Raw genomic sequence first — 24495 nt, 5'->3', positions numbered from 1 at the left:
TTTCGTTTATTTTCCATGTATTCACTTTCCGATTTCGATTTCGACTTGCCGCCCGAGTTGATCGCGCAGTTGCCGCTGGCAGAGCGCAGCGCCTCGCGCCTGCTGCAAGTGGAGGCGCATCCGGGCAAGCCGACGCTGACCGATCGCCGTTTTGCCGACATCGTCGATTTGCTGTCGCCGGGCGATCTGCTGGTGTTCAACAATACGCGCGTGTTGAAAGCGCGTTTCTTCGGCGTCAAGGAAACCGGCGGCAAGGTCGAAGTGCTGGTCGAGCGCGTACTCGACAATCGCCGCGTGCACGCGCAGGTGCGCGCCTCCAAGTCGCCGCCGCCGGGCACGCGCATCCGCCTGGCCGATGCGTTCGACGTCATCGTCGGCGAGCGCTACGGCGAGTTCTACACGCTGCAATTTCCATCCGATGTGTTCGACTTGCTGGAGCAATTCGGCAGCCTGCCGTTGCCGCCGTATATCGAGCATGAAGCCGACGAGTTCGATGAAACACGCTATCAGACCGTCTACGCCAGGGAACCGGGCGCGGTCGCCGCGCCGACGGCCGGCCTGCATTTCGACGACGCTTTGCTGGACAGGCTGAAAGCTGCAGGCATCGATACCGCCTTCGTCACGCTGCACGTCGGCGCCGGCACCTTCCAGCCGGTGCGCGTGGAAAACCTGGCCGAGCACAAGATGCACAGCGAGTGGTACACCATCGCGCAGGAGACCGTCGACAAGGTGCGCGCGGTCAAGGCCGCAGGCGGCAACATCGTCGCCGTCGGCACCACCAGCATGCGCGCGCTGGAATCCGCTTCGCAATCCGGTGCGCTGGAGGCCGGCAGCGCCGATACGCGGCTGTTCATCACGCCGGGCTATACGTTCAAGACGGTGGATCGCCTGATCACCAACTTCCACTTGCCCAAATCGACGCTGCTGATGCTGGTCTCGGCCTTCGCCGGCTACGACAACATCCGCGCCGCCTATGCCCACGCCATCGCGCAACGATATCGTTTCTTCAGCTATGGCGATGCCATGCTCTTAACTTGTGAACGCCATGCTTGAATTTACCCTCCTCAAAACCGACGGCAACGCCCGTCGCGGCCGCGTCAAACTGAACCACGGCGTGGTCGAGACGCCGATCTTCATGCCGGTCGGCACCTACGGCTCGGTCAAGGCGATGTCGCCGCTGGAGCTGAAAGAAATCGACGCCCAGATCATCCTCGGCAACACCTTCCATCTATGGCTGCGCCCAGGGCTGGACGTCATGGCGAAGTTCGGCGGGCTGCATGGTTTCATGGGCTGGGACAAGCCGATCCTGACCGACTCCGGCGGCTTCCAGGTGTTCTCGCTGGGCGACATGCGCAAGATCACCGAAGAGGGCGTGCATTTCGCCTCGCCGATCAACGGCGACAAGCTGTTCCTGTCGCCGGAAGTATCGATGCAGATCCAACGCGTGCTGAACTCCGACATCGTCATGCAGTTCGACGAATGCACGCCGTATGAAATCGACGGCCGCGCCGCCACGCAAACGGAAGCGGCGCAATCGATGCGCATGTCGCTGCGCTGGGCCAAGCGGTCGCGCGATGAATTCGACAAGGGCGAAAACCCCAATGCGTTGTTCGGCATCGTCCAGGGCGGCATGTTCGAAACCCTGCGCGACGAATCGCTGGCCGGCCTCAACGACATCGGCTTCGACGGCATCGCCATCGGCGGCCTGTCGGTCGGCGAGCCGAAAGAAGACATGATGCGCGTGCTGGAACACATCGGCCCGCGCCTGCCGGCCGACAAGCCGCATTACCTGATGGGCGTCGGCACGCCGGAAGACCTGGTGGCGGGCGTGGCCAGCGGCGTCGACATGTTCGACTGCGTCATGCCGACGCGCAATGCGCGCAACGGCTGGCTCTTTACGCGCTTCGGCGACATCAAGATCAAGAACGCCAGATACAAGGAAGACACCAAGCCGCTCGATGAAACCTGCGATTGCTATGCCTGCAGGAATTTCTCGCGCGCTTACCTGCATCACTTGCACCGCACCGGCGAAATCCTCGGTGCGCGCCTGAACACGATCCATAACCTGCATTATTACCTGCAGATCATGCAGGAAATCCGCGCCGCCATCGACGCCGGGCAGTTCACGCAGTTCGTTGCGAAGTTCAAGGAAGACCGCGCACGCGGCGCGTGATCATCTCGACGGCATCGCTTCCAAGGGCATGATGGCGCCGGGATGCATCACCACGCAGGCTGCCAGCGCGCAGCCTGCTTCCGCCGCCGCGATTGCGGAAGCGCCTTGCCGGCGCGCCGCCAGATAGGCGGCGTTGAAGGAGTCTCCCGCCGCCGTGGTGTCGATTGCCGCGACTTTTTGCGTGGCGACCGCTGTCGCCGCATCCATATCGGCAGCCTGCACCAGGCAACCCTGATCTCCCAGTTTCACCACCGCTTCGTCGACGCCGGCTGCACGCATGCGTTGCAGGCAGGCGTGCGCGTCGATGTCGCCATGCAAGGCCGTCTCGTCATCGAGCGTGACCAGCGCGTGGCTGGCCTGAGCCAGCGCCAGGTGCGTCCAGCGCAGCGCGTCCTCGCGCGATTCCCATAAGCGCGGGCGGTAATTGCTGTCGAACGCGACCCAGCCGCCATGTGCGCGCACCGCTTGCGCCAGGTCGAGCAGGCGCTGGCGACGCGCGTTGTCGAGGATTGCCAGCGTGATGCCGGAAAAGTACAGCAGCCGGCACTGCACCGCCTGTTGTCGCAGCATCGCGGCATGCGCTTCGTCGAGCATGCGGCGCGCCGCCGATTGCTGGCGCCAGTAAAGGAAGGAGCGTTCTCCGGCGGCGTTGGTCTCGATCCAGTACAAGCCGGGCAGGGCGTCGGGAACGGTTGCCATCAGTGCGACGCCAAGCTGTTGCTGCGCGATTTCGTTGCGCAGCGATGCGCTGATGCTGTCGTCGCCCGCCGCGGAAATGAACTGGCTGTCGATTGCGTGCAGGCTTGTCTCCGCGTTGCGGCGGCGGAAATACACCGCGGTGTTGTAGACGTCGCCGGAAAACGATTGCGCCATCGCGCGCGGCATGTGCCGGCCGTCTTGCAGCGGTTGCGTCGGCCGCAGTTCGATCATGCATTCGCCGATGAACCATGCTTGCGGTCTCGTCATCTATACCTCTTGTCCAGGAAAAAATGCCGCACGGCGTGCGGCATTGAAGCAGGGATGTGCCGCGCTTACCAGTTCCACACCGTGCCGTCGCGCAGGCGGCAGGTCGGCAGGTAGGCGCGCTCGTAAGGGTATTTCAGCGCGGCTGCTTCGTCGATGTCCACGCCCAGTCCCGGCGCGTCCGGCAGCATCAGGTAACCCTTGTCGAAGTAATAGCCGTGCGGGAAGACCGCGTCGGTTTCCGGCGTGTGGCGCATGTATTCCTGCACGCCGAAATTAGGCACCCACAGGTTGAAGTTGAGCGCCGCCGCCATGCTCACCGGCGACAGGTCGGTGGCGCCGTGGCAGCCGGTGTGCACCTGGTACAGCGCCGCGAGGTCGGCGATGCGGCGCAGGTGCGTGATGCCGCCGGCATGGACCACGGTGGTGCGGATGTAGTCGATCAACTGGTTCTGGATCAGGTCCTTGCAATCCCAGATCGAACTCATGATTTCGCCGACGGCCAGCGGCGTGGTGGTGTGCTGGCGGATCAGTTTGAAGGCTTCCTGGTTCTCGGCCGGCGTGGCGTCTTCCATCCAGAACAGCTTGAACTGCTCCAGCGATTTGCCGAGCTGCGCCGCTTCGATCGGCTTGAGGCGATGGTGGCAGTCGTGCAGCAGGTGATGGTCGCTGCCGTATTTGACGCGCACTTTTTCGAACAGGTCGGGCGTGTGGCGCAGGTACAGCGGCGTGTCCCAGACTTCTTCGTCGGGCAGGCCCTTGTCGGCCGGCTCGTAATACATGCTGCCCTTGCCGACGCCATAGGCCTTGTCCAGCCCCGGCACGCCGGCCTGCACGCGGATGGCCTGGTAACCCATGTCGATGTAATGGCCGACGGCGTCCAGCGCCTCGGCGTGGTCGCGGCCGTTGGCGTGGCCGTAGACCATCACGGCGTCGCGGCTCTTGCCGCCCAGGAGCTGGTACACCGGCAGGCCGGCGGCCTTGCCCTTGATGTCCCACAACGCCATGTCGACGGCGGCGATGGCGGTCATGGTGACCGGGCCGCGGCGCCAGTAACCGCCGCGGTAGAGATATTGCCAGGTGTCTTCGATGCGCGAGGCGTCGCGGCCGATCAGGCAGGGAATGATGTGGTCTTCCAGATAGGATTTGACCGCGAGTTCGCGTCCATTCAGGGTGGCGTCGCCAATACCGTAGATGCCCTGGTCGGTTTCTATCTTGAGCGTGACGAAGTTGCGGCCCGGGCAGGTCACGATGACCTTGGCGCTGAGAATCTTCATGGATGCGGTTCCTTGTCTCGGTGCGGGGCGGTCCGGTTTTGCGTTCCTGGGCGCCCTGCTGTTCTGGATGGAAAATAAATGTGGTCTAACCAGTTTTAATTATGGCACTCCAATTTGTTTGTTGCAACATCGGCCTTGCCTGCAATGCTTTGTTTTTAAGCCACATACTGGTATGTACAAATGTTGACATGGTTAGACCAAAATGAGAGTATCACTGAAATTGGTAAGCCACTGATTGCTTTGAACGCTGCTTTTCTATACAGTGGATAGACCAATTTAAAGCTAAAAAAGAGGGTTTTATGGCAGATCGTCAGAGTCGATCATCAGCCTCAAACGTGGATAAAGCAGTCAGGAAAGCAGCGCGTTCAGAATTGTTGGAACCAGTTTCAGTGCCGGAGCGTTCGTATCAGCGCCTGGCGGAGCAGATTGCGGATCTGATCCTGCAGGGCGAGTTCAAGGCCGGCGAGCGCCTGCCTTCGGAGCGCAGCCTGGCGGACCGGTTTGAGATCAGCCGCACGTCGGTGCGCGAAGCGATCATCGCGCTGGAAGTGCAGGGACTGGTGGAAGTGCGCGGCGGCTCGGGAATTTATGTCTGCGACGCGGCGACCAAACCGGTCGGGTTCATTCCCGACGGCGGCGCGGGACCGTTCGAACTGTTGCGCGCGCGTTGGGTGATCGAATCGGAAGTGGCGGCGTTGGCGGCGCAGAACCGCAGCGACGCCGACATCGACAAGATTTATGCGCAGTTGGCCGCGATGGGACGCAATTTCCACGACAAGCTGGCAAATGAAGCGGATGACAGGCTGTTCCACATCCGCATCGCCGAAGCCAGCGGCAACAGTGTGATGGCGCAGGTCGTCACGGCGTTGTGGGACCAGTTGCGCGGCGTGCTGTGGAAGAAGCTGGAAGAACACTTCCACACGCCGCAGTTGCGCGAAGCCTCGCTCGAAGAGCACCAGAAGGTGTTCGATGCGCTGGTGGCGCGCGATCCGGCAGCGGCGCGCGACGCGATGCGCGAGCATCTGGAGCGGGTGATGAACGAATTCAAGAAAGCATGGCGTTAGAACCTGTTCTCGCCATGTTGACGCAGCGTCCCGGTAGAGGACGTCACACATGACGGAGACAGCGATGAAAACAATCAGCATCGGCACAACATTGTGCGCATTCCCGCCCTTCACATAGGACGCGGCCTGAACTGATCAGCGCCGCGCCAGCGGCGTTCCCCTTTGACTACGTATGCGTTGCGACAGGCTCGCCCCTGCCGCGGGGGGAGTTTTTGCGTCTGCGATTGACGCCTGTGAGCCTGTGCCTTCATTTGCGCGCGGCGATCGGGCCTGGCAAAGGTTTTGAATCCGGTCTTGCCCCGCAAGCCGGAATCAATTTAGGGCGGAGCAATACCGCAATCATCCGAGCATAAGAAGAGGAGAAGAAATGAAACTACGGAAACTACGACGCAGTTGGGTAATGGGAGGGCTGGCGATTGTCGCGGCAGGCGCATCGGTGCAGGCATCCGCACAGAGCAGCGTGACGATCTACGGCGCGCTCGACAACGCCCTGGTCTACACCAACAATCAAGGCGGCTTGCACAATCTGTACCTGCGCACCGGCAACCTCGCCGCCAGCAAGATCGGCTTCAAGGGCGCTGAAGATCTGGGCGGCGGTTCGCAGGCGATCTTCACGCTGGAAAACGGTTTCGACATCAACACCGGCGCTATGAGTTCAGCCAACACGCTGTTCAACCGCCAGTCGTTTGTCGGCCTGACCAACAATGCGTACGGCACCGTCACCACCGGCCGCCAGTACACGCCTTACTTCCTGTATGTCGGCGCGGTCGGTCCGACCAGCGTGCTGACCGGCGCGACCGGCGCGCATCCGGGCGATGTCGATGGTCTCGACACCACCGTGCGCATCAGCAATTCGGTGACGTATTCCACGCCGGTCTTTGGCGGCGCGCAAGTCAGCGCATTGTATGGTTTCGGCGAAACGGCGGGCAGCGTCTCCACCGGCAACACCTATAGCCTGGCGGTGAAGTACGACGTCGGCGCATGGAACTATGCGCTCGGCTATCAACGCCTGAAGAACGGCTCGGGTCCGACCAACGCCTGGAACTCGACCGCATCCGGCAGCTTCTCGACCTCGGCCGTCAACAACGGCTACGTGTCTTCGGACAATGTCCAGATGATCGCCGGCGCGATGCGCTACACCATCGACAAGTGGATGGTCGGCGCCAACTACGCCAATGCGCAATACAAGCCAGGCGCGGGATCGCTGTTCGCGCAAAAGGCGACCTTCCAGACGCTCGGCCTGATCACCACCTACCAGTTGACGCCGCAGGTGGCGCTGGCCGGCGGTTACAGCTACACCTTCGAGAAGGCTGCCAACGGCATCGACGATCCCGCGAAATACCATCAGATCGCGCTGGAGCAGACCTATTCCTTCTCCAAGCGCTCGGCGATCTACTTCCTGGAAGCCTACCAACTGGCGCGCGGCAAGACGCTGGGCAAGGCCGGCACCGGCAGCATCGTCAATGCCGTCGCGGTGGTCGGCGATTCGCAAAACGGTTCGCCATCGTCGGGACGCAACCAGTCGGTGTTGATGGTCGGTTTCCGCCATCTGTTCTGAGAGCGAGCAGGTTCCGAGCAGCTAAAGTCGATATCCCCTGAAGCAGCTTGAGGTTGGCATCCGGCCCGGTCATTTCCGGTCCGGATGTTTTTTTATGTTGCCGCCGCTTTGCGCCACTCGTCCACTTTGGCGCGCAATTCGCGCCGGATCATCTTGCCGGTGGTCGTCATCGGCAACGCATCGACGAAGAAAATCTCCCGCGGATACTCGTGTGCCGCCAGGCGCACTTTCACATGCTCCTGGATCTCGCGCTTGAGACTGTCGTCGCCGACGTAGCCGTCGTTGAGCACGATGACGGCCACCACGATCTCGGTGCGCTGCGCATCCGGCGAGCCGACCACGGCGACCATCTTGACGGCCGGATGCTGCAGGATGTTGTCTTCGATTTCGCCGGGGCCGATGCGGTAGCCGGCCGAGGTGATGACGTCGTCGTCGCGGCCGACGAAACGGATGTAGCCGTCTTCATCCATGCAGCCGGTGTCGCCGGTGATCAGCCAGTCGCCGATGAACTTGCCGGCGGTGGCCTGCGGATTGTTCCAATACTGCAGGAACATCACCGGATCGGGCCGCTGCACGGCGATGTTGCCGTGGCTGCCGGCAGGCAGCGTCTTGCCGTCGGCGTCGACGATCGCGAGCCTGTGGCCGGGCGCGGCGCGGCCGATGGCGCCGGGACGGCAATCCATGATGGCGGCGCAGGACGACACCGTCATGTTGCATTCGGTCTGGCCGTAAAACTCGTTGATCGTCAGGCCGAAAGTCTTGCGGCCCCAGTCGAGCAATTCCGTGCCGAGCGATTCGCCGCCGCTGGCGACCGATCGTAATTGGTAGCGCCAGCGCTGTTCGGGATCGGCGACCGTGCGCATCATCTTCAGCGCGGTCGGCGGCAGGAACGTATTGCGCACGCCATGATCCTGCAATAATTGGAAGGCCGCTTCGCCGGTGAATTTTTCAAAACGATGCGCGACCACCGTCACGCCGTGGTGCCAGGCCGGCAGCAGCACGTCGAGCAAGCCGCCGATCCAGGCCCAGTCGGCGGGCGTCCAGATGCGGTCGCCGTCCAGCGGAAACAGGTTGTGCGACATCTCCACGCCGGGCAAATGGCCCGGCAGCACGCGGTGCGCGTGCAGCGCGCCCTTGGGCTGGCCGGTGGTGCCGGAGGTGTAGATGATGACCGCCGGATCGTCGGCTTTGGTCAGCACCGGCGTGAGATCGCTGCTCGCGTGTTTCAACGCCTGATGCAGATCCTGCGTGCCGTCGAAGGCGCCGTCGATGGTGAAAACGGTCTTCAGCGCCGGCAGGCGGTCGCGGATGCCGGCCAGCTTGGCGGCGCCGGCGGCATTGGTGACGATCGCGCGCGTGCCGCTGTCGCGCAGGCGATATTCAAGCGCTTCGGCGCCGAACAGGGCAAACAGCGGAATCGCAATGGCGCCGATCTTGTAGGCGGCGACGTGCGCGATCGCCGTTTCGGGCGCTTGCGGCAACAGGATGCCGATGCGGTCGCCGGGCGCGACGCCGGTCGACAGCAGCAGGTTGCCGAGGCGATCCGAGCTTTCCCTGATTTCGCCGAAGCTGTAATTGCGGCTGGCGCCGTCGGCCCCGACGTGGACCAGCGCGAGCCTGCCCGGATCGCGCACGGCCCATTTGTCGCAGACGTCGATGCCGATGTTGTAATGTTCGGGAATCTCCCAGCGGAAGGCGTTGTTGATGTCCTGATAAGGCCGGGCGTGGGTGGGCAGCATGGTTGAGCGGGTCTCCTGATCTTATATTCGGTATTGATTTGCTTGTTAATGTACCGCTATGCCCCCATGTTGGCGATGCCGATATAACAATTTTTCCTTGCGGCAAGCCTATTTTTCCCTGTTGACGGCGCTTTCGCCTGTTTCGGCCGGTCCGGAATGGGGAGAAGCGCCCGGCGCAATGCTAAAATGCGGGGCTATTTTTTAAACAACCATTTGGAGCGACACGTGTTTATTACCGATGCAATTGCACAAACCACTGCTGCGGGCCCAGGCGGCCTGATGGGCAATCTGACCAGCTTCCTGCCCATCATCCTGATGTTCGTTGTGTTGTACTTCCTGATGATCCGTCCTCAGATGAAGCGTCAAAAAGAACAAAAGGCCATGATGGACGCGCTCGCCAAGGGCGACGAAGTCGTGACCTCCGGCGGTCTGCTGGGCAGGGTGGTCAAGGTCGCCGATGCCTACGTGACGGTGGAAGTCTCGGAAGGCAATGAAGTCGTGGTGCAGAAGTCCGCCATCACCACGCTGCTGCCGAAGGGCACCCTCAAGGGACTGTAACCAGTCCGGCCGGGCTGGCCAAGGCCTGACCCTGGGCGCATTCCGCAAGGCGTGGATGCGCCCATGCTTATATCCAACCTGGATGTTCATCATCAACGCTGAATCAATATGAATCGTTATCCTCTCTGGAAGTACGTCCTGATCGTCATAGCGCTGCTGTTCGGCACGCTGTACACGCTGCCCAATTTCTTCGGCGAATCGCCTGCCGTGCAAATCAGCAGCGCCAAATCCACCATCAAGGTGGATAGCGCGGTGACCGAGCGCGTGCAGCAGATCCTGCAGCAAGGCAGCCTCGCGCCAGAGAGCATCGTTTTCGACAACAGCGGCGCACAGCCCTCCGTGCGCGCCCGGTTCGCCAGCACCGACATCCAGTTCAAGGCCAAGGCCCTGCTGGAAAAAGGCCTGAACAGCGACCCCGCCGATCCGACCTATATCGTCGCTTTCAACCTGCTGCCGAACACGCCGCAGTGGCTGCAAAGCATGCATGCCTTTCCGATGTTCCTGGGGCTGGACTTGCGCGGCGGCGTGCATTTCCTGATGCAGGTCGACGTCAAGGCGGTGCTGAACAAGCGCCTGCAAGGCTTGCAGGCCAGCGTGCGCAGCATTTTGCGCGACAAGAACATCCGCCATAACGGCATCAATCGCAACGGCGACCAGATCGAGATCCTGTTCCGCGACGCCGACACCCGCGACAAGGCCAGGAGCGCATTGGCCGGCGAAGTCTCCGAACTGGCGCTGCAAGATGCCGGCAGCGGCGAAGATCTGAAGCTGATCGCGACCTTGCGTCCCGAAGCGTTGAAGCAAGCGCAGGAAGACGGCGTCAAGCAGAATATTTCCACGCTCTCCAAGCGCGTCAATGAACTCGGCGTCACCGAGCCCGTGATCCAGCGCCAGGGCGCCGATCGCATCGTGATCCAGATGCCGGGCGTGCAGGACGTCTCGCGCGCCAAGGACATCATCGGCCGCACCGCCACGCTGGAAGTGCGCATGGTCGACGAGTCCGTGACCCGCGGCACCGAAGAAACCGCCGCCGTGCCGTTCGGCTCCGAACTGTTCAAGGTCGGCCGGGGCGCGCCGGTGGTGTTGTACAAGGACCCGGTCATCACCGGCGACTACATCTCCAACGCGTCGGCCAGCTTCGACCAGAACCACCAGCCGTCGGTCAGCATCGACCTCAACGGCGACGGCGGCCGCAAGATGCGCGACTCGACCCGCGACAAGATCGGCAAGAACATGGCCATCGTCCTGTTTGAAAAGGGTAAGGGTGAAGTCCTGACGGTGGCGACCATCCGCGACGAACTCGGCTCGCGCTTCCAGATCACCGGCATGGGTTCGGCCGAAGCCGCCAGCGATCTGGCGCTGCTGCTGCGCGCCGGTTCGCTGGCCGCGCCGATGGAAATCATTGAAGAACGCACCATCGGTCCGCAGCTCGGCGCCGAAAACATCAGGAAGGGCTTCGACGCGACGCTGTACGGCTTCGCCGCGATGGCCGTGTTCATGATCGTGTACTACCAGTTGTTCGGCCTGTTCAGCGCGCTGGCGCTGTCGGTCAACGTGCTGCTCCTGATCGCGGTCCTGTCGACGCTGCAAGCCACGCTGACCCTGCCCGGCATCGCCGCGATTGCGCTGGCGCTGGGGATGGCGATCGACTCCAACGTGCTGATCAACGAACGCATCCGCGAAGAGCTGCGCAACGGCAATTCGCCGCAAGCGGCCATCGCGATCGGCTTCGAACGCGCCTGGGCGACCATTCTCGACTCCAACGTCACCACGCTGATCGCCGGCCTGGCGTTGCTGATTTTCGGTTCCGGCGCGATTCGCGGTTTTGCGGTGGTGCACTGCCTGGGCATCCTGACGTCGATGTTCTCGGCCGTGTTCTTCTCGCGCGGCATCGTCAACCTGTGGTACGGTCGCAAGAAGAAGCTGACCAGTCTCGCCATCGGCCAGATTTGGAAGCCGCAGGCCAAGACCGATGTCAAAGCCGGCGTCAAATAAGCGCAGCGAACAGAACGATCCAATGCGTCCTTGCCGGATAGCCGGCAAAGACGCGGAACAGAAAGGTATGTGATGGAATTTTTCCGCATCAAAAAAGATATCCCCTTCATGCGCCATGCGCTGATATTCAATATCATCTCGGCGCTGACCTTCGTGCTGGCGGTGTTCTTCCTGTTTTCCAGGGGACTGCACTTCTCGATCGAATTCACCGGCGGCACCGTGATGGAGGTCGCCTATCCGAAGGCCGCCAACATCGAAAGCATCCGCAAGTCGGTCGAGGGCCTCGGCTTTACCGATACGCAGGTGCAAAGTTTCGGCACCGCGCAGGACGTGATGATCCGCTTGCCGGCGCAGCGCGGCGTCAACGCCACCCAGCAAAGCGAGCAGGTGGTCGCGGCGCTCAAGGCGCAGGAGCCTGAGGTCAAGCTGCAGCGCGTCGAATTCGTCGGCCCGCAAGTCGGCGACGAGCTGGCGCACGACGGCCTGATGGCGCTCGGCATGGTGGTGATCGGCATCGTGATCTACCTGGCTTTCCGCTTCGAATGGAAATTCGCAGTCGCCGCCGTCATCGCCAACTTGCATGACGTGGTGATCATCCTCGGCTTCTTCGCCTTCTTCCAGTGGGAGTTCTCGCTGACGGTGCTGGCGGCGGTGCTGGCGGTGCTGGGCTATTCGGTCAACGAATCGGTGGTGGTGTTCGACCGGGTGCGCGAAGCCTTCCGCGATCGCCGCTATGGCAAGCTGAGCGCGCCGGAAGTGCTGAACCATGCGATCACGAGCACGATTTCCCGGACCATCATCACTCACGGCAGCACGGAAATGATGGTCTTGTCGATGCTGATCTTCGGCGGCCCGACGCTGCATTACTTCGCGGTGGCGCTGACCATCGGCATCTTGTTCGGCATCTATTCGTCGGTGTTCGTTGCCGCCGCCATCGCCATGTGGCTGGGCGTCAAGCGCGAAGACCTGATCAAGCCGGCCAAGCCGAAAGACGAGACCGACGGCGCCGTGGTATAAGTTTTCCACGCAGAAGGTTTGTATGACCGCAGGCTGTTTCCCCGGAAACAGCCTGTTTTACTTTGATAATCATCATGTCCAACGTTGAACCTGTCGTTGCCGCCGGCGACGCCGATATCGATTTCGACCGCCGTTTCGGCGGCATCGCCCGTTTGTACGGCGCCCAGGGCCTGGCGCGTTTTCGCGCGGCGCATGTCTGCGTGGTTGGCGTCGGCGGCGTCGGCTCGTGGATCGTCGAAGCGCTGGCGCGCAGCGCCATCGGCAAGATCACCATGATCGATCTCGACAATCTGGCCGAGTCCAACGTCAACCGTCAGATCCATGCGCTCACCGACACGCTCGGCAAGGCCAAGGTCACCGCGCTGCATGAACGCATCATGCAGATCAATCCTTACTGCGAAGTCACCGAGGTGGAAGATTTCCTGACGCCGGACAACGTCGGCGAGATGATCGGCGAGGGGCGTTTCGATTATGTGGTCGATGCGATCGACAACGTGCGCGCGAAGGTGGCCCTGATCGCTTATTGCCGTGAGCACAAGGTGCCGCTGGTGACCATCGGCGGCGCGGGCGGGCAGATCGATCCGACCAAAATCGAGATTCGCGATCTCTGCCGTACCGAGCAGGAGCCTTTGCTGGCGAAAGTGCGCAAGCGTCTGCGCGCGTGGCACAAGTTTCCGCGCGGGACCAAGAACAAGTTCGGTATCGATGCGGTGTTTTCCACCGAGCCTCTGCGTTTTCCCGAAGGCGAGGTCTGTGAGGTCGATACCGACGATGCCGCGGACGGGCTGGATACCGTCGATGCGGATGGGCGTCGGCAGGAGGCCGGCGTTACCGGGTTGAATTGCGCGGGGTTCGGGTCGGCGATGGTGGTGACGGCTTCGTTTGGGTTGGTGGCGGCGGGGTTTGTGCTGAGGAAGATTGCGGAGAGGCCTTGAGCTTGTCCCCACCTGTTTGTGTGGGTAGCTGATCCTGTTTTTTCTGCGATCAGCCTTGGTTTGTCGGGGGCGGCCCGACAAGGTTGATCAAAGAAAGAACAGAATCAACAACAGCGAACGTAAAGTCGGAACAATAAAAAATGCCGCCTGAACTGACTCCAACCAGGCGGCATTTCCATGTCAGCAGACAGCAACTAAACCGTCAGAACCCCAACGTCCGTCCATCCGGATTCCGCGGATCGGAGTAACCATAGAACATCCCATCCTTGATCTGGATGGTCTGGGTGCGTCCCATCGACGGCTGCACGCTGATCTTCTGCCCCTTGTCCTGCAGGATCTTGATCGTATCGGCGCTGATGCCCTTTTCGATGCGCAACTGGTCCGGCGCCCATTGATGATGGATGCGCGGCGTGATGGTCGCTTCGGCGACGTTCATGTCGTGCTCGATCACGTTCAGGATGGTCTGCATGGTGGTCGTGATGATGCGGCTGCCGCCCGGGCTGCCGGTGACCAGGAACGGTTTGCCGTCCTTCAGCACAAAGGTCGGCGACATCGAACTCAACGGACGTTTGCCCGGACCGACCGCATTGGCTTCGCCGCCCACCAGGCCGAAGGCGTTCGGTACGCCCGGCTTGGCCGAGAAGTCGTCCATTTCGTTGTTGAGCGTGATGCCGGTGCCGGCGGCGACGATGCCGCTGCCGAAGTTCAGGTTCAGCGTGTAAGTCGTGGCGACCAGGTTGCCGGCTTTGTCGGCCACCGAGAAGTGGGTGGTCTGGTCGCTTTCATACGGCTGCGGTTTGCCCGGCTTGATTTCCGAAGATGGCGTTGCACGATCGGGATTGATCTTCCTGGCCAGTTCGTCGGCATAGGCGCGCGAGGTCAGGCCCTTGACCGGCACCTTGTTGAAGTCGGGGTCGCCCAGGTACTCGGCGCGATCGGCATACGCCAGCTTCATCGCTTCGGCCATCAGGTGGATGGTCTGCGCGCTGTCGGCGCCGTACTGCTTCAGCGGATAGCGTTCCAGGATGTTCATCATCTGGATGATGTGGATGCCGCCCGAGCTTGGCGGCGGCATCGACATCACTTGATAGCCGCGATAGTTGCCGACCACCGGTTCGCGTTCCACGACCTTGTAGTTCTTCAGGTCGGCGGCGGTGATCAGGCCGTTGTGCTTGTCCATTTCGGCGACGATTTTCTTGCCGATCTCGCCTTCATAGAACACCGACGGACCTTGCTTCGCGATCAGCTTGAGCGATCTGGCGAGGTCCTTCTGCACCAGCTTTTCGCCGGCTTGCAGCGGACGTCCGTCCTTGAAGAAAATCGCCTTGCTGGAATCCCATTGACCCAGGTGGTCGCGTTCCGCCGCCAGGATCAGCGCCAGGCTGGGGCTGACTTCATAGCCTTTTTCAGCGAGCTTGACGGCCGGCGCGATGACGTCGGAGAGTTTCATCGTGCCGTATTTTTGCAGCGCATGGGTCAGGCCGGCCACGGTGCCGGGAACGCCGATGGCCAGGTGCGTGTACAGCGAGCGGCCCGGCGCGACGTTGCCCTTGTCGTCCAGGTACATGTCGCGGCTGGCCTTGGCCGGCGCCATTTCGCGGAAGTCCAGCGCGACGTTCTTGCCGGTCTTGGCGTCGTGGATCATCATGAAGCCGCCGCCGCCGATGTTGCCGGCATTCGGCAGCACCACCGCCAGCGCGAAGCCGACCGCGACGCCGGCGTCAACCGCATTGCCGCCGCGCTTGAGGATATCGAGGCCGACTTGCGTCGCCAGTTCCTGCTCGGACGCGACCATGCCGTTCTTGGCCTGCACCGGGCTGATGATGTCGTAAGTCAGGTCGTACTTGACCACCGGCGCGCTTGCCGGGGCGGCGGTCTGCGCATGCGCGGGCAGGAAGGCGAGGGCGGCGCAGAGGGGCAGCAATGCCATGGAGGCCGGCTTCATCATGCCGTCGATTTTCCACATAGGGTTCTCCTGAAGTTGTCTGAGTCTGTAATTGTGGTGATTCGCATGCTTTCGCATCCGCAGATTGTAGCTTCAGGAGATTTGCTGTCTACAGGAATTATCGACAACGATGCACATTGCGTGTCGCATGTGCAGGACAAGTGAAAACCGCTTCATCAATCGGCGGCACATCGCGGGCACTGATGAATTCAGTTTTACCGTCGCCTATTTATGAAATGAGTTCTACGTACTTTCGCGTACGGCTAATTGGAAGCCGAGATCCAGCCGGGCCTTCTCGATCGGCTCGCCCTTGAGTTGCCGGATCAGCATTTCAGCCGCCTTGTAGCCGATATCGTAGCGCGGCGTGACGATGGTGGTGATCGACGGCGTGGCGCATGCGGCCCAAGACAAATCGTTGAAGCCGGCGATCGCCATCTGTTGCGGCACCTTGATGCCGCGGCGCTGGCATTCGAACAAGGCGCCCAACGCGAGGTCGTCATTGCAGCAGAATACGGCATCGCAATCGGGCGCGATTTCCAGCACGCGGGCCAGCAGTTGCGCGCCCATGTCGACCGTGGTCGGCATCGGCAGCAAGACCTCGACGTTCGGATCGATGCCGGCTTCGATGAGTCCTTTGCGAAAACCTTCGCGCCGCTTCATCATGCGCGGATCGAGCTGGGCTGCCAGGAAGCCGGGCCGGCGGTAGCCGCGCTCGATCAGATGGCGCGCCGCCGCATAACCGGCCTTGACCTGCGAGAAGCCGACCGACATGTCGCTGTTGCTCTTGCCGAGGTCGAACATGCGCACCGCCGGGATATTCGCCGCCGCCATTTGCCGGCGCAGGATGTCATGCTGATCCACGCTCGACAGCAGGAAGCCGTCCGGCGCATGCGCCAGATAGGTGGAAATCAACCGGCTTTCCTTGTCCTTCGAATAACCGGTTTCGCCGATCAGGAACTGGTAACCGGCCTGCGACAGGCAGTCGCGGATGCCGCTCAGCGTCTCGATGAACACCGCATTGGTGAGCGACGGCACCAGCACGCCGATCACCTGCGAACGCGCCGAGGCCAGCGTGCTGGCCGCCTGGTTGGGCACGTAGCCGAGCTTCTTGATGGCGGCCGCGATGCGGTCGCGCGCTTCCTGCTGCACCCGTTCCGGCGTCTTCAGCGCGCGCGAGACGGTCATCGGGCTGACCTTCGCTTCGCCGGCGACGTCGACGATGGTCACGCGGCCGGTGGCGCGGCTTCCTTTGGCTGCTTTCGCTGCAATGGCAGGTTTTTCGGCGACGGCGTTTTTGCTCATGATGGGACGGAAATTTCAGTTGCCGACATCATACCCTTACCGCCTTCCCCATAGCGGTTTTGCGGAGATGGTGCGTTGCATCATGCGGTGCCGGCCAGGCTTGCAGCGTGCAGATATTCATATAAATGATTTGACATCGAAATTTTGGTAGCGTTATCATCGCGGCCAATGTTAACGCTAACATTTTGGCGTGTGGCACATACTTCCTTTAATAAACACTACGCAGAGAGTGAACACGGCGGCTTGAACGCAGTCCGGTCAAGGTCCCGTCGTCGAGACAATGTAAAGATTCCGCAGTGGATGGCAGGCATGGTGTTGACGGCGCGGCAGGGATGGACATGGATCCGCCGTGTGCGCTAACGACCCTGGAGACATCCTCATGTTCGGATTGAGTAACGAAGCAAGCCTGCTGTTGAACGCCTTCCTGGCGATCCTGGTGCTGATCGTCATGATCACGCGCCTGCGCATCCACCCCTTCATCGCCCTGATCATCACGTCCGGTTTCCTCGGCCTGATTTCCGGCATGCCCTTGCCCAAGATCGTCAAGTCCTTCCAGGACGGTTTCGGCGGCGTGCTCGGTTTCGTCGGCATCGTGCTGGGCCTGGGCACCATGCTCGGCAAGATGATGGCCGAATCCGGCGGCGCCGACCAGATCGCACAGACGCTGGTGCGCGCCTTCGGCAAGCAGCGTGTGCATTGGGCGATGATGATCGGCGCTTTCCTGGTCGGCATTCCGCTGTTCTTTGAAATCGGCTTCGTGCTGCTGATTCCGCTGGTCTTCATCGTCGCGCGCCGTTCGGGCGTGCCGCTGTTCAAGATCGGCATGCCGATGCTGGCCAGCCTGTCGGTGATGCACGGCCTGGTGCCGCCGCATCCGGGGCCGCTGCTGGCCATCGGCGTGTTCGGGGCGGATATCGGCAAGACCATTTTCTACGGCCTCATCGTCGGCCTGCCGACCGTGATCATCGCTGGTCCGATGTTCGGCGCCTTCATTGCCAAATACGTCGACATCAAACCGTCGGAAGAATTGATGGAACAACTGGCGCGCGAACCGCAAGCCAGGAATCTTCCCGGTTTCGGCATCACGCTGGTCACCGTGCTGTCGCCGGTGTTCCTGATGCTGCTCAAGACCTTCGTCGACGTCGCCTTGCCGGACGGCAGCGCCATGCGCGACCTGATGGATTTCATCGGCAACCCCATCGTGGCCTTGCTGGCGGCGCTGCTGCTGTCGCTGTACACTTTCGGCATGGCGCGCGGTTTCACGCGCCAGCAAGTGTTGAAGTTCGTCGACCAGAGCCTGGCGCCGACCGCGGCGATCGTGCTGATCATCGGCGCCGGCGGCGGTTTCAAGCAGATGCTGGTCAACAGCGGCGTCGGCACCGCGATCGGCCAACTGGCCGTGCATGCGCAAGTCTCGCCGCTGCTGCTGGCCTGGTTCGTGGCCGGCGTGATTCGCGTGGCGACCGGTTCGGCGACGGTGGCGACCATCACCGGCGCGGGCATCGTGGCGCCGCTGGTGACGCTGATCCCCGGCACCAACCGCGAACTGCTGGTGCTGGCGACCGGCGCCGGATCGCTGATCCTGTCGCACGTCAACGATGCCGGCTTCTGGCTGGTCAAGGAATACTTCAACATGAGCGTGGGCGAAACGTTCAAGACCTGGACGGCGATGGAAACCATCATCTCGGTGGTTGCGATCGTCTTCATCATGTTGCTCAATCTCGTCGTCTGACGCGGCAAGGCATTGCGCAGGCGGCGGCAGATTGACGGAAATAAGGAAATACCCCATGTCGCACTTCATGCTCGGCGTCGATATCGGCACCACCAGCACCAAAACTGTCGTGTTCACGTTGGACGGCCAGGTCGTTGCCCAGCATGCAGTCGAATATCCCTTGCTCTGCACCGTGCCCGGCATGGCCGAGCAGGACCCGTTGCAAATTTACGATGCCGTGCTGGCGTCCATCGGCCAGGCAGTCAACGCCGCCAGGGCCAGGGCCGGCGACATTGCGCTGGTTTCTTTCAGCGCCGCGATGCACAGCGTGATCGCCATCGACAAGGACAACCAGCCGCTCACCAACAGCATCACCTGGGCCGACAATCGCGCCAGCCAGTGGGCGCGCCGCATCCGCGAAGAACATGACGGCCAGGCCATCTATCAGCGCACCGGCACGCCCATCCATCCGATGTCGCCGCTGTGCAAACTGATGTGGCTGCGCTACGACCATCCGGACGTTTACGCGCGCGCCACACGTTTTGTGGGTGTGAAGGAATACGTCTTCTTCCGCCTGTTCGGCCGCTGGCTGGTCGACTACTCGATCGCTTCGGCCACGGGGCTGTTCAACCTGCAGCAACTCGACTGGGACAGCGGCGCGCTGGCCTTGCTCGGCATCGACGCCGCGCAGTTGTCCGAGCCGGTGCCCACCACGCATCATGTGCAGGGATTGCCCGCCGAGGTCGCAGCGCAACTTGGGCTGAACGCGGACACGCCTTTCGTCGTCGGCGCCAACGACGGCGTGCTGTCCAATCTCGGCGTCAACGCCATCCATCCGGGACAGGTCGCGGTCACCATCGGCACTTCCGGCGCCATGCGCACCGTGATCGACCGGCCGATGACCGATCCCTCCGGCCGCACCTTCTGCTATGCATTGACGCAAAAACACTGGGTGGTCGGCGGCCCCGTCAACAACGGCGGCAATATCTTCCACTGGGTGCGCGACGAGCTGGCCACCGCCGAAGCGGAGACCGCGCGCCAGGCCGGCGTCGATCCTTACGATGCCTTGACGCGCATCGCCGAGCAGGTGTCGCCGGGCGCGGAGGGGCTGCTGTTCCATCCCTACATGGCGGGCGAACGCGCGCCGCTGTGGAATGCCGACTTGCGCGGCTCCTTCTTCGGGCTGGCACTGCATCATCGCAAGGAACACATGATCCGCGCCGCGCTGGAGGGCGTGATCTTCAATCTCTACACCATCCTGCCTGCAGTCGAAGACCTGATCGGCCCGACCAGGCGCATGATGGCGACCGGCGGCTTCGCCCGCTCGGCGCTATGGCGGCAGATGATGGCCGATATTTTCAATCGCGAAGTGGTGGTGCCGCAAAGCGTCGAATCGTCCTGTCTCGGCGCGGCGGTGCTCGGCCTGTTCGCGCTCGGCATGATCAAGTCGCTCGACGTGATTTCGGACATGGTCGGGTCGACCAACCGCCATGTGCCGATCGAGGCGAACGTCGCCATCTACGAACGCCTGCGGCCGATCTTCATGTCGATCCCGCACAAGCTGGCCGATGAATACCGGGCGCTGTCCGAATTCCAGCGCCTCAACGTGAAATAGCGATTTTTCATCCCTACGATAAGAACAAGGAGACAGCATGACGGCAACACTACCCGCAGGCCTGCAAAGTTTTTCGCTGGAAGGACGGCTGGCGCTGATCACCGGCTCCAGCGGCGGCATCGGCCTGGCGCTGGCGCGCGGCCTGGCCGCGGCCGGCGCCGCCATCGTGCTCAATGGCCGCGATGCCGCCAAGCTGGCGGCTGTCGCAGCGCAGTTGCGCGCGGAAGGCTACACGATCCATGAGTCTCCCTTCGACGCGACTTCCTCCGCTTCGGTGGAGGCCGCCGTGGCGAAGATCGAAGCCGGCATCGGCCCCATCGACATCCTGTTCAACAACGCCGGCATCCAGCGCCGCGCGCCGTTGGAAGACTTCAAGGAATCCGACTGGAACGACCTGATCAGCACCAATCTCAACAGCGTTTTCTTCACCGCCAAGGCGGTCGCGCAGGGCATGATCAGGCGCGGCCGCGGCAAGATCATCAACGTCTGTTCGGTGCAGAGCGAGCTGGGCCGCCCCAATATCGCGCCCTACACGGCCACCAAGGGTGCGGTGAAGATGTTCACCAAGGGCATGGCGATCGACTGGGGCAAATACGGCCTGCAAGTCAACGGCCTCGGTCCTGGTTATTTCAAGACCGAGATGAATATGGCGCTGGTCGCCGATGAGAAATTTTCCGAATGGCTGATCGGCCGCACACCGTCGCGCCGCTGGGGCGACGTCGAAGACCTGGTGGGCGCGGCGGTGTTCCTCTCCAGCGACGCGTCGAAATTCGTCAACGGCCACATCCTGTACGTCGACGGCGGCGTCACGGCAACTTTATAAAAGACAACAAGGACCACATCATGCAACAAGGCATCGTCATTCACGCGCCACACGACCTGCGCGTGCAGGAACTGGAAACCGCCGCACTGCAGCCGCATCAGCTCAAGGTCAGGGTGAAGGCCGGCGGCATCTGCGGTTCAGACTTGCACTATTATCACAACGGCGGCTTCGGTACGGTACGCATCAAGGAACCGATGGTGCTCGGCCACGAAGTGTCGGGCGTGATCGCCGAGACCGGTTCCGCCATCGGCGACATCGCGCCGGGCACGCGCATCGCCATCAGCCCGAGCAATCCTTGCGGCCTGTGCAAATACTGCCAGGAAGGCAAGCACAACCATTGCCTCGACATGCGCTTCTACGGCAGCGCCATGCGCATGCCGCACGTGCAGGGCGCGTTCCGCCAGGAAATCGTCATCGAACGCGCGCAGGCCCACGTCGTCGCCGATCACGTCACCGACGGCGAGGCCGCCATGGCAGAGCCGCTGTCGGTGGCGCTGCATGCAGTGCGCCGCGCCGGCCCGCTGTTCGGCAAGCGCGTGCTGGTCACCGGTTGCGGCCCGATCGGCGCCCTGACCGTGATCGCCGCGCGCCGCGCCGGGGCATTGCAGATCGTCGTCACCGACGTTGCGAAGATGCCTCTGGAAAGCGCCTTGAAAGTCGGCGCCGACCAGGCCATCAACGTCGCGCAGGATGCCGAGGCGCTCAAGGCTTTCACGCAGGACAAGGGCACTTTCGACGTGCTGTTTGAAGCCAGCGGCAACGAACAGGCACTGCGCGGCGCGCTCGACACGCTGCGTCCGGGCGCGGTGATCGTGCAGGTCGGCCTGGGCGGCGACATCAATTTCCCGGCCAATCTGCTGGTCGGCAAGGAACTCGAATGGCGCGGCGCTTTCCGCTTCCACGAAGAGTTCGCGCTGGCAGTCGAACTGATGAACAAGAGGCTGGTCGACGTCAAGCCGCTGATTTCGGCGACTTATCCGTTCGAGAAATCGGTGGAGGCGTTCGAGATCGCCGGCGATCGTTCGAAGATGATGAAGGTGCAGTTGAGTTTCGACTAAGAAGCTGTTGCAAAATTAGAACTCATTTCATGAATAGGCGTGAGATGCGTTCTGGTTGGGCGCCATTCTTCGATGGATGGTCTTTCATCAGGACGATTGCTGCTGTTTGGAATAATTTTCTTGAAAGAATCGAGAGAAAAATTTTACTGGTATTTTTACTCAGTCTTTTCTATCAGGTGGTCTATACAAATTTTTACTCGGTATTCAATCGTATTGTTACTAAGAAGGCCATCGACATATTTTCATTTTTTAAAATATTTACAAAATAGAATTCTTTTCTCGATTCAGCCCATTCATCTTTAAAACAAATCCCCCTAGCATGGCGAACACCATTCCTTTCCAAGGAGCATCGCCATGCCCGATCTGCCCACCCCGAATCACTTCGCGACATCGTTTCTCAAGACCCTCGCCGGCCAGCAGCAATACCATGTGATCGTTCCCGGTACCGCCTCTGCGGCACTGCTGTCGGTCGTCTCCTTCGAAGCCGTCGAGACCTTGGGCGAGCCCTACCGCATCACCATCCAACTCACCCATCCGCAAGAACTGCATCGCGCCGACTATCTTGGCAAGGACGCCAGCTTCAAGATCACGCCATCCGCCATCGATGCGCTCACCGGCTACGCCAACGATGCCCCCGAGGGCCGCACCTTCGCCGGTTGCATTACCCGGTTCAACAAACTCAAACAGACCGCCGACTTCCACAGCTACGAATTCGTCATCGAACCGCTGGTCGCGCGTCTGCACCTGACCCACGCCAGCCGCGTGTTCCAACACAAGACCGCACCGCAAATCATCGAAGCCATCCTGCGCAGACATGACTTCAACGGCAACCAGTTCCTCTTCAAGACCCGCAGAACCTATTCTTTGCATGCTTTTCGCCTGCAATACCAGATGAGCGACTGGGACTACATCCATCTGCTCATGCGGCAGGAAGGTCTGTATAGCTACTTCACCCCCGGCAAGTTCGGCGACATCATCGTCTTCGGCGACGACATCGACCATTACATTTATCTACCTGAATTACGCGTTCCGTATCGCGAAACAGCCGGACTGGAGTCGGGCCAGGAAACGGTGTTTAGTCTGCAAACGCAATCGCAGACAGTTCCCGCTTCGTATCTGGTGGCCGATTATCACCCCGACAACGCCTGGGAGCGTTTCAAGGAAGAAGCGAATATCGCCCGCGCCGACAAGACCACCTATGGACAACCCTACGTCTACGGCAGCCACCATCTGGATCAGAAACAGGCCAAATGGGAAGCACAACTGCGCCACGAAGCCGCCATCGCCCACCAAATCACCTACACCGGCCAGAGCAACATCCTCGAACTGCGCCCGGCGCGCATCCTGCGCATGGATCAGTCCCTGCCCGATGCGCCCAATGGCCAGGTCATCGTCAGCGTCACCCACAGCGGCGCACGGGATGCTGCCTACAGGAACAGCTACACAGCCATCCCCAGCGACCGGCGCTTCCGCATCCCGCTCGACGAAGCCAACTGGCCGAAGATCGCCGGAACACTGTCGGCAAGAGTCACCTCGCCGAACCAATATCCCCATGCCTACATCACGAAGCACGGTCATTACAAGGTGCGCTTCGATCTTGATTTCGACGAATGGGATCCGGGCCAGGAGAGCGTGCCGTTGCGCCTTGCTAAACCGTTTGCAGGGGCCAACGAAACCGGCTTCCACTTCCCCATCATCGACGGCACCGAAGCGGCGATTGCCTTCATGGACGGCAATCCCAACAAGCCCTACATCGCCCACCTGCACCACAACAGCCGCCAGCCCGACCACATCACCACCGAGAACCGCTGGCTGAGCCGCAACGTCATTCGCACGCAAAGCAACAACAAGCTCAGGATGGAAGACTGGAAGGGGCAAGAGCACATCAAGCTGGCTACTGAGCATGGCAAGAGTCAATTGAACCTGGGGCATCTGGTCGACAGCCAGCGTCAGGAGCGCGGTCAAGGCTTTGAACTGAGGACCGATGGTCATGGCGCCATCCGGGGCGGCAAGGGATTGTTTGTCAGCGCCGACATGCAAAGCGAGGCCCGCGGCCAGCAACTGGACATGCAAGCTGCGCAAACCTTGCTGCAACAACTGCAAGCCCACACACAAGGGCTCGCGCAAGCCGCCGCCGTCGCCAAGGCCGAAGTCGCCGCACTGCGCGAGCACAACGACTGGCTCGCCAACAGCGTGGCCGAACTCAAACAAGCCGTGCTGCTGCTGTCCTCGCCGGAAGGCATTGCCGCCGCCACGCCCAGCCATATCAATCTGTCGGCTGGACAAGACATCATGCAGCACAGCGGCGACGACCACAGCATTAGCGTCGGCAAGCGTTTCTTGTTAGCCGCCAGCCAAGGGATGTCCATGTTCGCCCACAAGATGGGCATCAAACTGTTCGCCGCCCAAGGCAAGGTACAGATACAGGCCCAAAGCGACAATCTGGAAATGGTCGGTCAACGGGACGTGCAGATCACCAGCGCCGCCGGCAAGACCGTGGTCAATGCCGCCAATGGCATCGTCCTGCACAGCGGCAGCGCTTACATCAAGATCCTCGGCGACAACGTCGAGATCGGCGGAGACGGCAAGCTCAATCTCAAGATTCGCAGCGTCGTCAAGGAGGGACCGACCAGCCTGATGCGGCAAATGAACACCTGGACGCAGGCCAAGTTCGACGAGCAATTCGGCGTGCGTTGGGGATTTAGCCAACAATCGACAATCCGTCAGGCGACAAAAACGATCATCGGCAATCACGGCGGCGT

18 protein-coding genes are annotated in these 24495 nt (G+C 61.5%); 13 read left to right on the top strand and 5 right to left on the bottom strand.

Features of this window, described 5'->3' with window-relative positions:
* Positions 1-15 precede the first annotated feature (15 nt).
* The gene (queA, locus tag RV1423_RS23925; protein ID WP_034302416.1) at positions 16-1053 is read left to right on the top strand and encodes a tRNA preQ1(34) S-adenosylmethionine ribosyltransferase-isomerase QueA; all 1038 of its coding nucleotides are present in this window, start codon (positions 16-18) and stop codon (positions 1051-1053) included.
* A complete protein-coding gene (tgt, locus tag RV1423_RS23920) occupies positions 1046-2173 on the top strand; it encodes a tRNA guanosine(34) transglycosylase Tgt (protein WP_034302413.1) in 1128 nt (375 codons plus the stop codon). Before queA ends, tgt begins: the two co-directional genes overlap by 8 nt.
* On the opposite strand, the gene RV1423_RS23915 is transcribed toward tgt, so the two are convergent.
* Positions 2174-3139, bottom strand: a complete 966-nt coding sequence (locus tag RV1423_RS23915; protein ID WP_034302410.1) for a sugar kinase — start codon at positions 3137-3139, stop codon at positions 2174-2176.
* A 65-nt stretch (positions 3140-3204) separates the two neighbouring features.
* Complete coding sequence (gene manD, locus RV1423_RS23910) at positions 3205-4413, bottom strand: D-mannonate dehydratase ManD (protein ID WP_034302407.1); 1209 nt, start codon at positions 4411-4413, stop codon at positions 3205-3207.
* A gap of 299 nt (positions 4414-4712) precedes the next feature.
* On the opposite strand from manD, the gene RV1423_RS23905 reads away from it, so the two are divergent.
* Together RV1423_RS23905 and RV1423_RS23900 are read left to right on the top strand one after the other, a co-directional pair.
* Entirely contained in the window at positions 4713-5477 is a 765-nt protein-coding gene (locus RV1423_RS23905) for a FadR/GntR family transcriptional regulator (RefSeq protein WP_081768980.1), read from the top strand.
* 367 nt (positions 5478-5844) lie between these two features.
* The gene (locus RV1423_RS23900) at positions 5845-7035 is read left to right on the top strand and encodes a porin (RefSeq protein ID WP_034302401.1); all 1191 of its coding nucleotides are present in this window, start codon (positions 5845-5847) and stop codon (positions 7033-7035) included.
* 92 nt (positions 7036-7127) lie between these two features.
* Here RV1423_RS23900 and RV1423_RS23895 read toward each other — a convergent pair whose 3' ends face one another.
* Positions 7128-8774 carry an acyl-CoA synthetase gene (locus RV1423_RS23895; protein ID WP_034302398.1) on the bottom strand — a complete coding sequence of 549 codons (1647 nt, stop codon included), beginning with the start codon at positions 8772-8774 and terminating at the stop codon, positions 7128-7130.
* Positions 8775-9053: 279 nt separating this feature from the next.
* Here RV1423_RS23895 and yajC point away from each other — a divergent pair, with 279 nt between their 5' ends.
* The 4 genes from yajC (at position 9054) to tcdA (ending at position 13279) form a co-directional block, all read left to right on the top strand.
* The gene (gene yajC, locus RV1423_RS23890) at positions 9054-9332 is read left to right on the top strand and encodes a preprotein translocase subunit YajC (RefSeq protein ID WP_051516907.1); all 279 of its coding nucleotides are present in this window, start codon (positions 9054-9056) and stop codon (positions 9330-9332) included.
* 108 nt (positions 9333-9440) lie between these two features.
* The gene (gene secD, locus RV1423_RS23885) at positions 9441-11327 is read left to right on the top strand and encodes a protein translocase subunit SecD (protein ID WP_034302393.1); all 1887 of its coding nucleotides are present in this window, start codon (positions 9441-9443) and stop codon (positions 11325-11327) included.
* 72 nt (positions 11328-11399) lie between these two features.
* Positions 11400-12344 (top strand): protein translocase subunit SecF, encoded by a 945-nt coding sequence (gene secF / locus RV1423_RS23880; RefSeq protein WP_034302390.1) that lies wholly within the window; start codon positions 11400-11402, stop codon positions 12342-12344.
* Positions 12345-12418: 74 nt separating this feature from the next.
* The gene (gene tcdA, locus RV1423_RS23875) at positions 12419-13279 is read left to right on the top strand and encodes a tRNA cyclic N6-threonylcarbamoyladenosine(37) synthase TcdA (protein ID WP_034302388.1); all 861 of its coding nucleotides are present in this window, start codon (positions 12419-12421) and stop codon (positions 13277-13279) included.
* Positions 13280-13481: 202 nt separating this feature from the next.
* Here the strand turns inward: tcdA and ggt are convergent, their stop codons facing one another.
* Both ggt and RV1423_RS23865 read right to left on the bottom strand, forming a co-directional pair.
* Entirely contained in the window at positions 13482-15245 is a 1764-nt protein-coding gene (gene ggt, locus RV1423_RS23870; RefSeq protein WP_034302385.1) for a gamma-glutamyltransferase, read from the bottom strand.
* A 222-nt stretch (positions 15246-15467) separates the two neighbouring features.
* Positions 15468-16526: a LacI family DNA-binding transcriptional regulator gene (locus tag RV1423_RS23865; protein WP_034302383.1), complete on the bottom strand. Its 1059-nt coding sequence runs from the start codon at positions 16524-16526 to the stop codon at positions 15468-15470.
* 379 nt (positions 16527-16905) lie between these two features.
* On the opposite strand from RV1423_RS23865, the gene RV1423_RS23860 reads away from it, so the two are divergent.
* From RV1423_RS23860 to RV1423_RS23835, 5 genes are all read left to right on the top strand, one after another.
* Entirely contained in the window at positions 16906-18258 is a 1353-nt protein-coding gene (locus tag RV1423_RS23860) for a GntP family permease (RefSeq protein ID WP_034302381.1), read from the top strand.
* Between the two features lie 55 nt (positions 18259-18313).
* The gene (gntK, locus tag RV1423_RS23855) at positions 18314-19852 is read left to right on the top strand and encodes a gluconokinase (RefSeq protein ID WP_034302378.1); all 1539 of its coding nucleotides are present in this window, start codon (positions 18314-18316) and stop codon (positions 19850-19852) included.
* A gap of 37 nt (positions 19853-19889) precedes the next feature.
* Positions 19890-20675 carry an SDR family NAD(P)-dependent oxidoreductase gene (locus tag RV1423_RS23850; RefSeq protein WP_034302376.1) on the top strand — a complete coding sequence of 262 codons (786 nt, stop codon included), beginning with the start codon at positions 19890-19892 and terminating at the stop codon, positions 20673-20675.
* A 20-nt stretch (positions 20676-20695) separates the two neighbouring features.
* Complete coding sequence (locus RV1423_RS23845; RefSeq protein ID WP_034302373.1) at positions 20696-21733, top strand: L-idonate 5-dehydrogenase; 1038 nt, start codon at positions 20696-20698, stop codon at positions 21731-21733.
* A gap of 354 nt (positions 21734-22087) precedes the next feature.
* On the top strand, positions 22088-24495 hold a 2408-nt coding region (locus RV1423_RS23835), incomplete at its 3' end, for a type VI secretion system Vgr family protein (RefSeq protein ID WP_051516906.1).

This window comes from Herbaspirillum sp. RV1423, assembly GCF_000577615.1.
Classification (GTDB): Bacteria; Pseudomonadota; Gammaproteobacteria; order Burkholderiales; family Burkholderiaceae_D; genus Herbaspirillum.
The sequence above is the reverse complement of the archived record's forward strand: the minus strand, read 5'-3'. Positions and strand labels throughout refer to the sequence as shown.

Bases quoted from the DNA above. Each gene is read 5' to 3' on its own strand.
- secD (WP_034302393.1), top strand. From the start codon at position 9,441: ATGAATCGTTATCCTCTCTGGAAGTACGTCCTGATCGTCATAGCGCTG.
- RV1423_RS23895 (WP_034302398.1), bottom strand. From the start codon at position 8,774: ATGCTGCCCACCCACGCCCGGCCTTATCAGGACATCAACAACGCCTTC.
- RV1423_RS23850 (WP_034302376.1), top strand. From the start codon at position 19,890: ATGACGGCAACACTACCCGCAGGCCTGCAAAGTTTTTCGCTGGAAGGA.
- RV1423_RS23900 (WP_034302401.1), top strand. From the start codon at position 5,845: ATGAAACTACGGAAACTACGACGCAGTTGGGTAATGGGAGGGCTGGCG.
- RV1423_RS23860 (WP_034302381.1), top strand. From the start codon at position 16,906: ATGTTCGGATTGAGTAACGAAGCAAGCCTGCTGTTGAACGCCTTCCTG.
- yajC (WP_051516907.1), top strand. From the start codon at position 9,054: ATGGGCAATCTGACCAGCTTCCTGCCCATCATCCTGATGTTCGTTGTG.
- manD (WP_034302407.1), bottom strand. From the start codon at position 4,413: ATGAAGATTCTCAGCGCCAAGGTCATCGTGACCTGCCCGGGCCGCAAC.
- gntK (WP_034302378.1), top strand. From the start codon at position 18,314: ATGTCGCACTTCATGCTCGGCGTCGATATCGGCACCACCAGCACCAAA.
- queA (WP_034302416.1), top strand. From the start codon at position 16: ATGTATTCACTTTCCGATTTCGATTTCGACTTGCCGCCCGAGTTGATC.
- RV1423_RS23905 (WP_081768980.1), top strand. From the start codon at position 4,713: ATGGCAGATCGTCAGAGTCGATCATCAGCCTCAAACGTGGATAAAGCA.
- RV1423_RS23865 (WP_034302383.1), bottom strand. From the start codon at position 16,526: ATGAGCAAAAACGCCGTCGCCGAAAAACCTGCCATTGCAGCGAAAGCA.
- tcdA (WP_034302388.1), top strand. From the start codon at position 12,419: ATGTCCAACGTTGAACCTGTCGTTGCCGCCGGCGACGCCGATATCGAT.
- RV1423_RS23915 (WP_034302410.1), bottom strand. From the start codon at position 3,139: ATGACGAGACCGCAAGCATGGTTCATCGGCGAATGCATGATCGAACTG.
- tgt (WP_034302413.1), top strand. From the start codon at position 1,046: ATGCTTGAATTTACCCTCCTCAAAACCGACGGCAACGCCCGTCGCGGC.
- RV1423_RS23845 (WP_034302373.1), top strand. From the start codon at position 20,696: ATGCAACAAGGCATCGTCATTCACGCGCCACACGACCTGCGCGTGCAG.
- secF (WP_034302390.1), top strand. From the start codon at position 11,400: ATGGAATTTTTCCGCATCAAAAAAGATATCCCCTTCATGCGCCATGCG.
- ggt (WP_034302385.1), bottom strand. From the start codon at position 15,245: ATGTGGAAAATCGACGGCATGATGAAGCCGGCCTCCATGGCATTGCTG.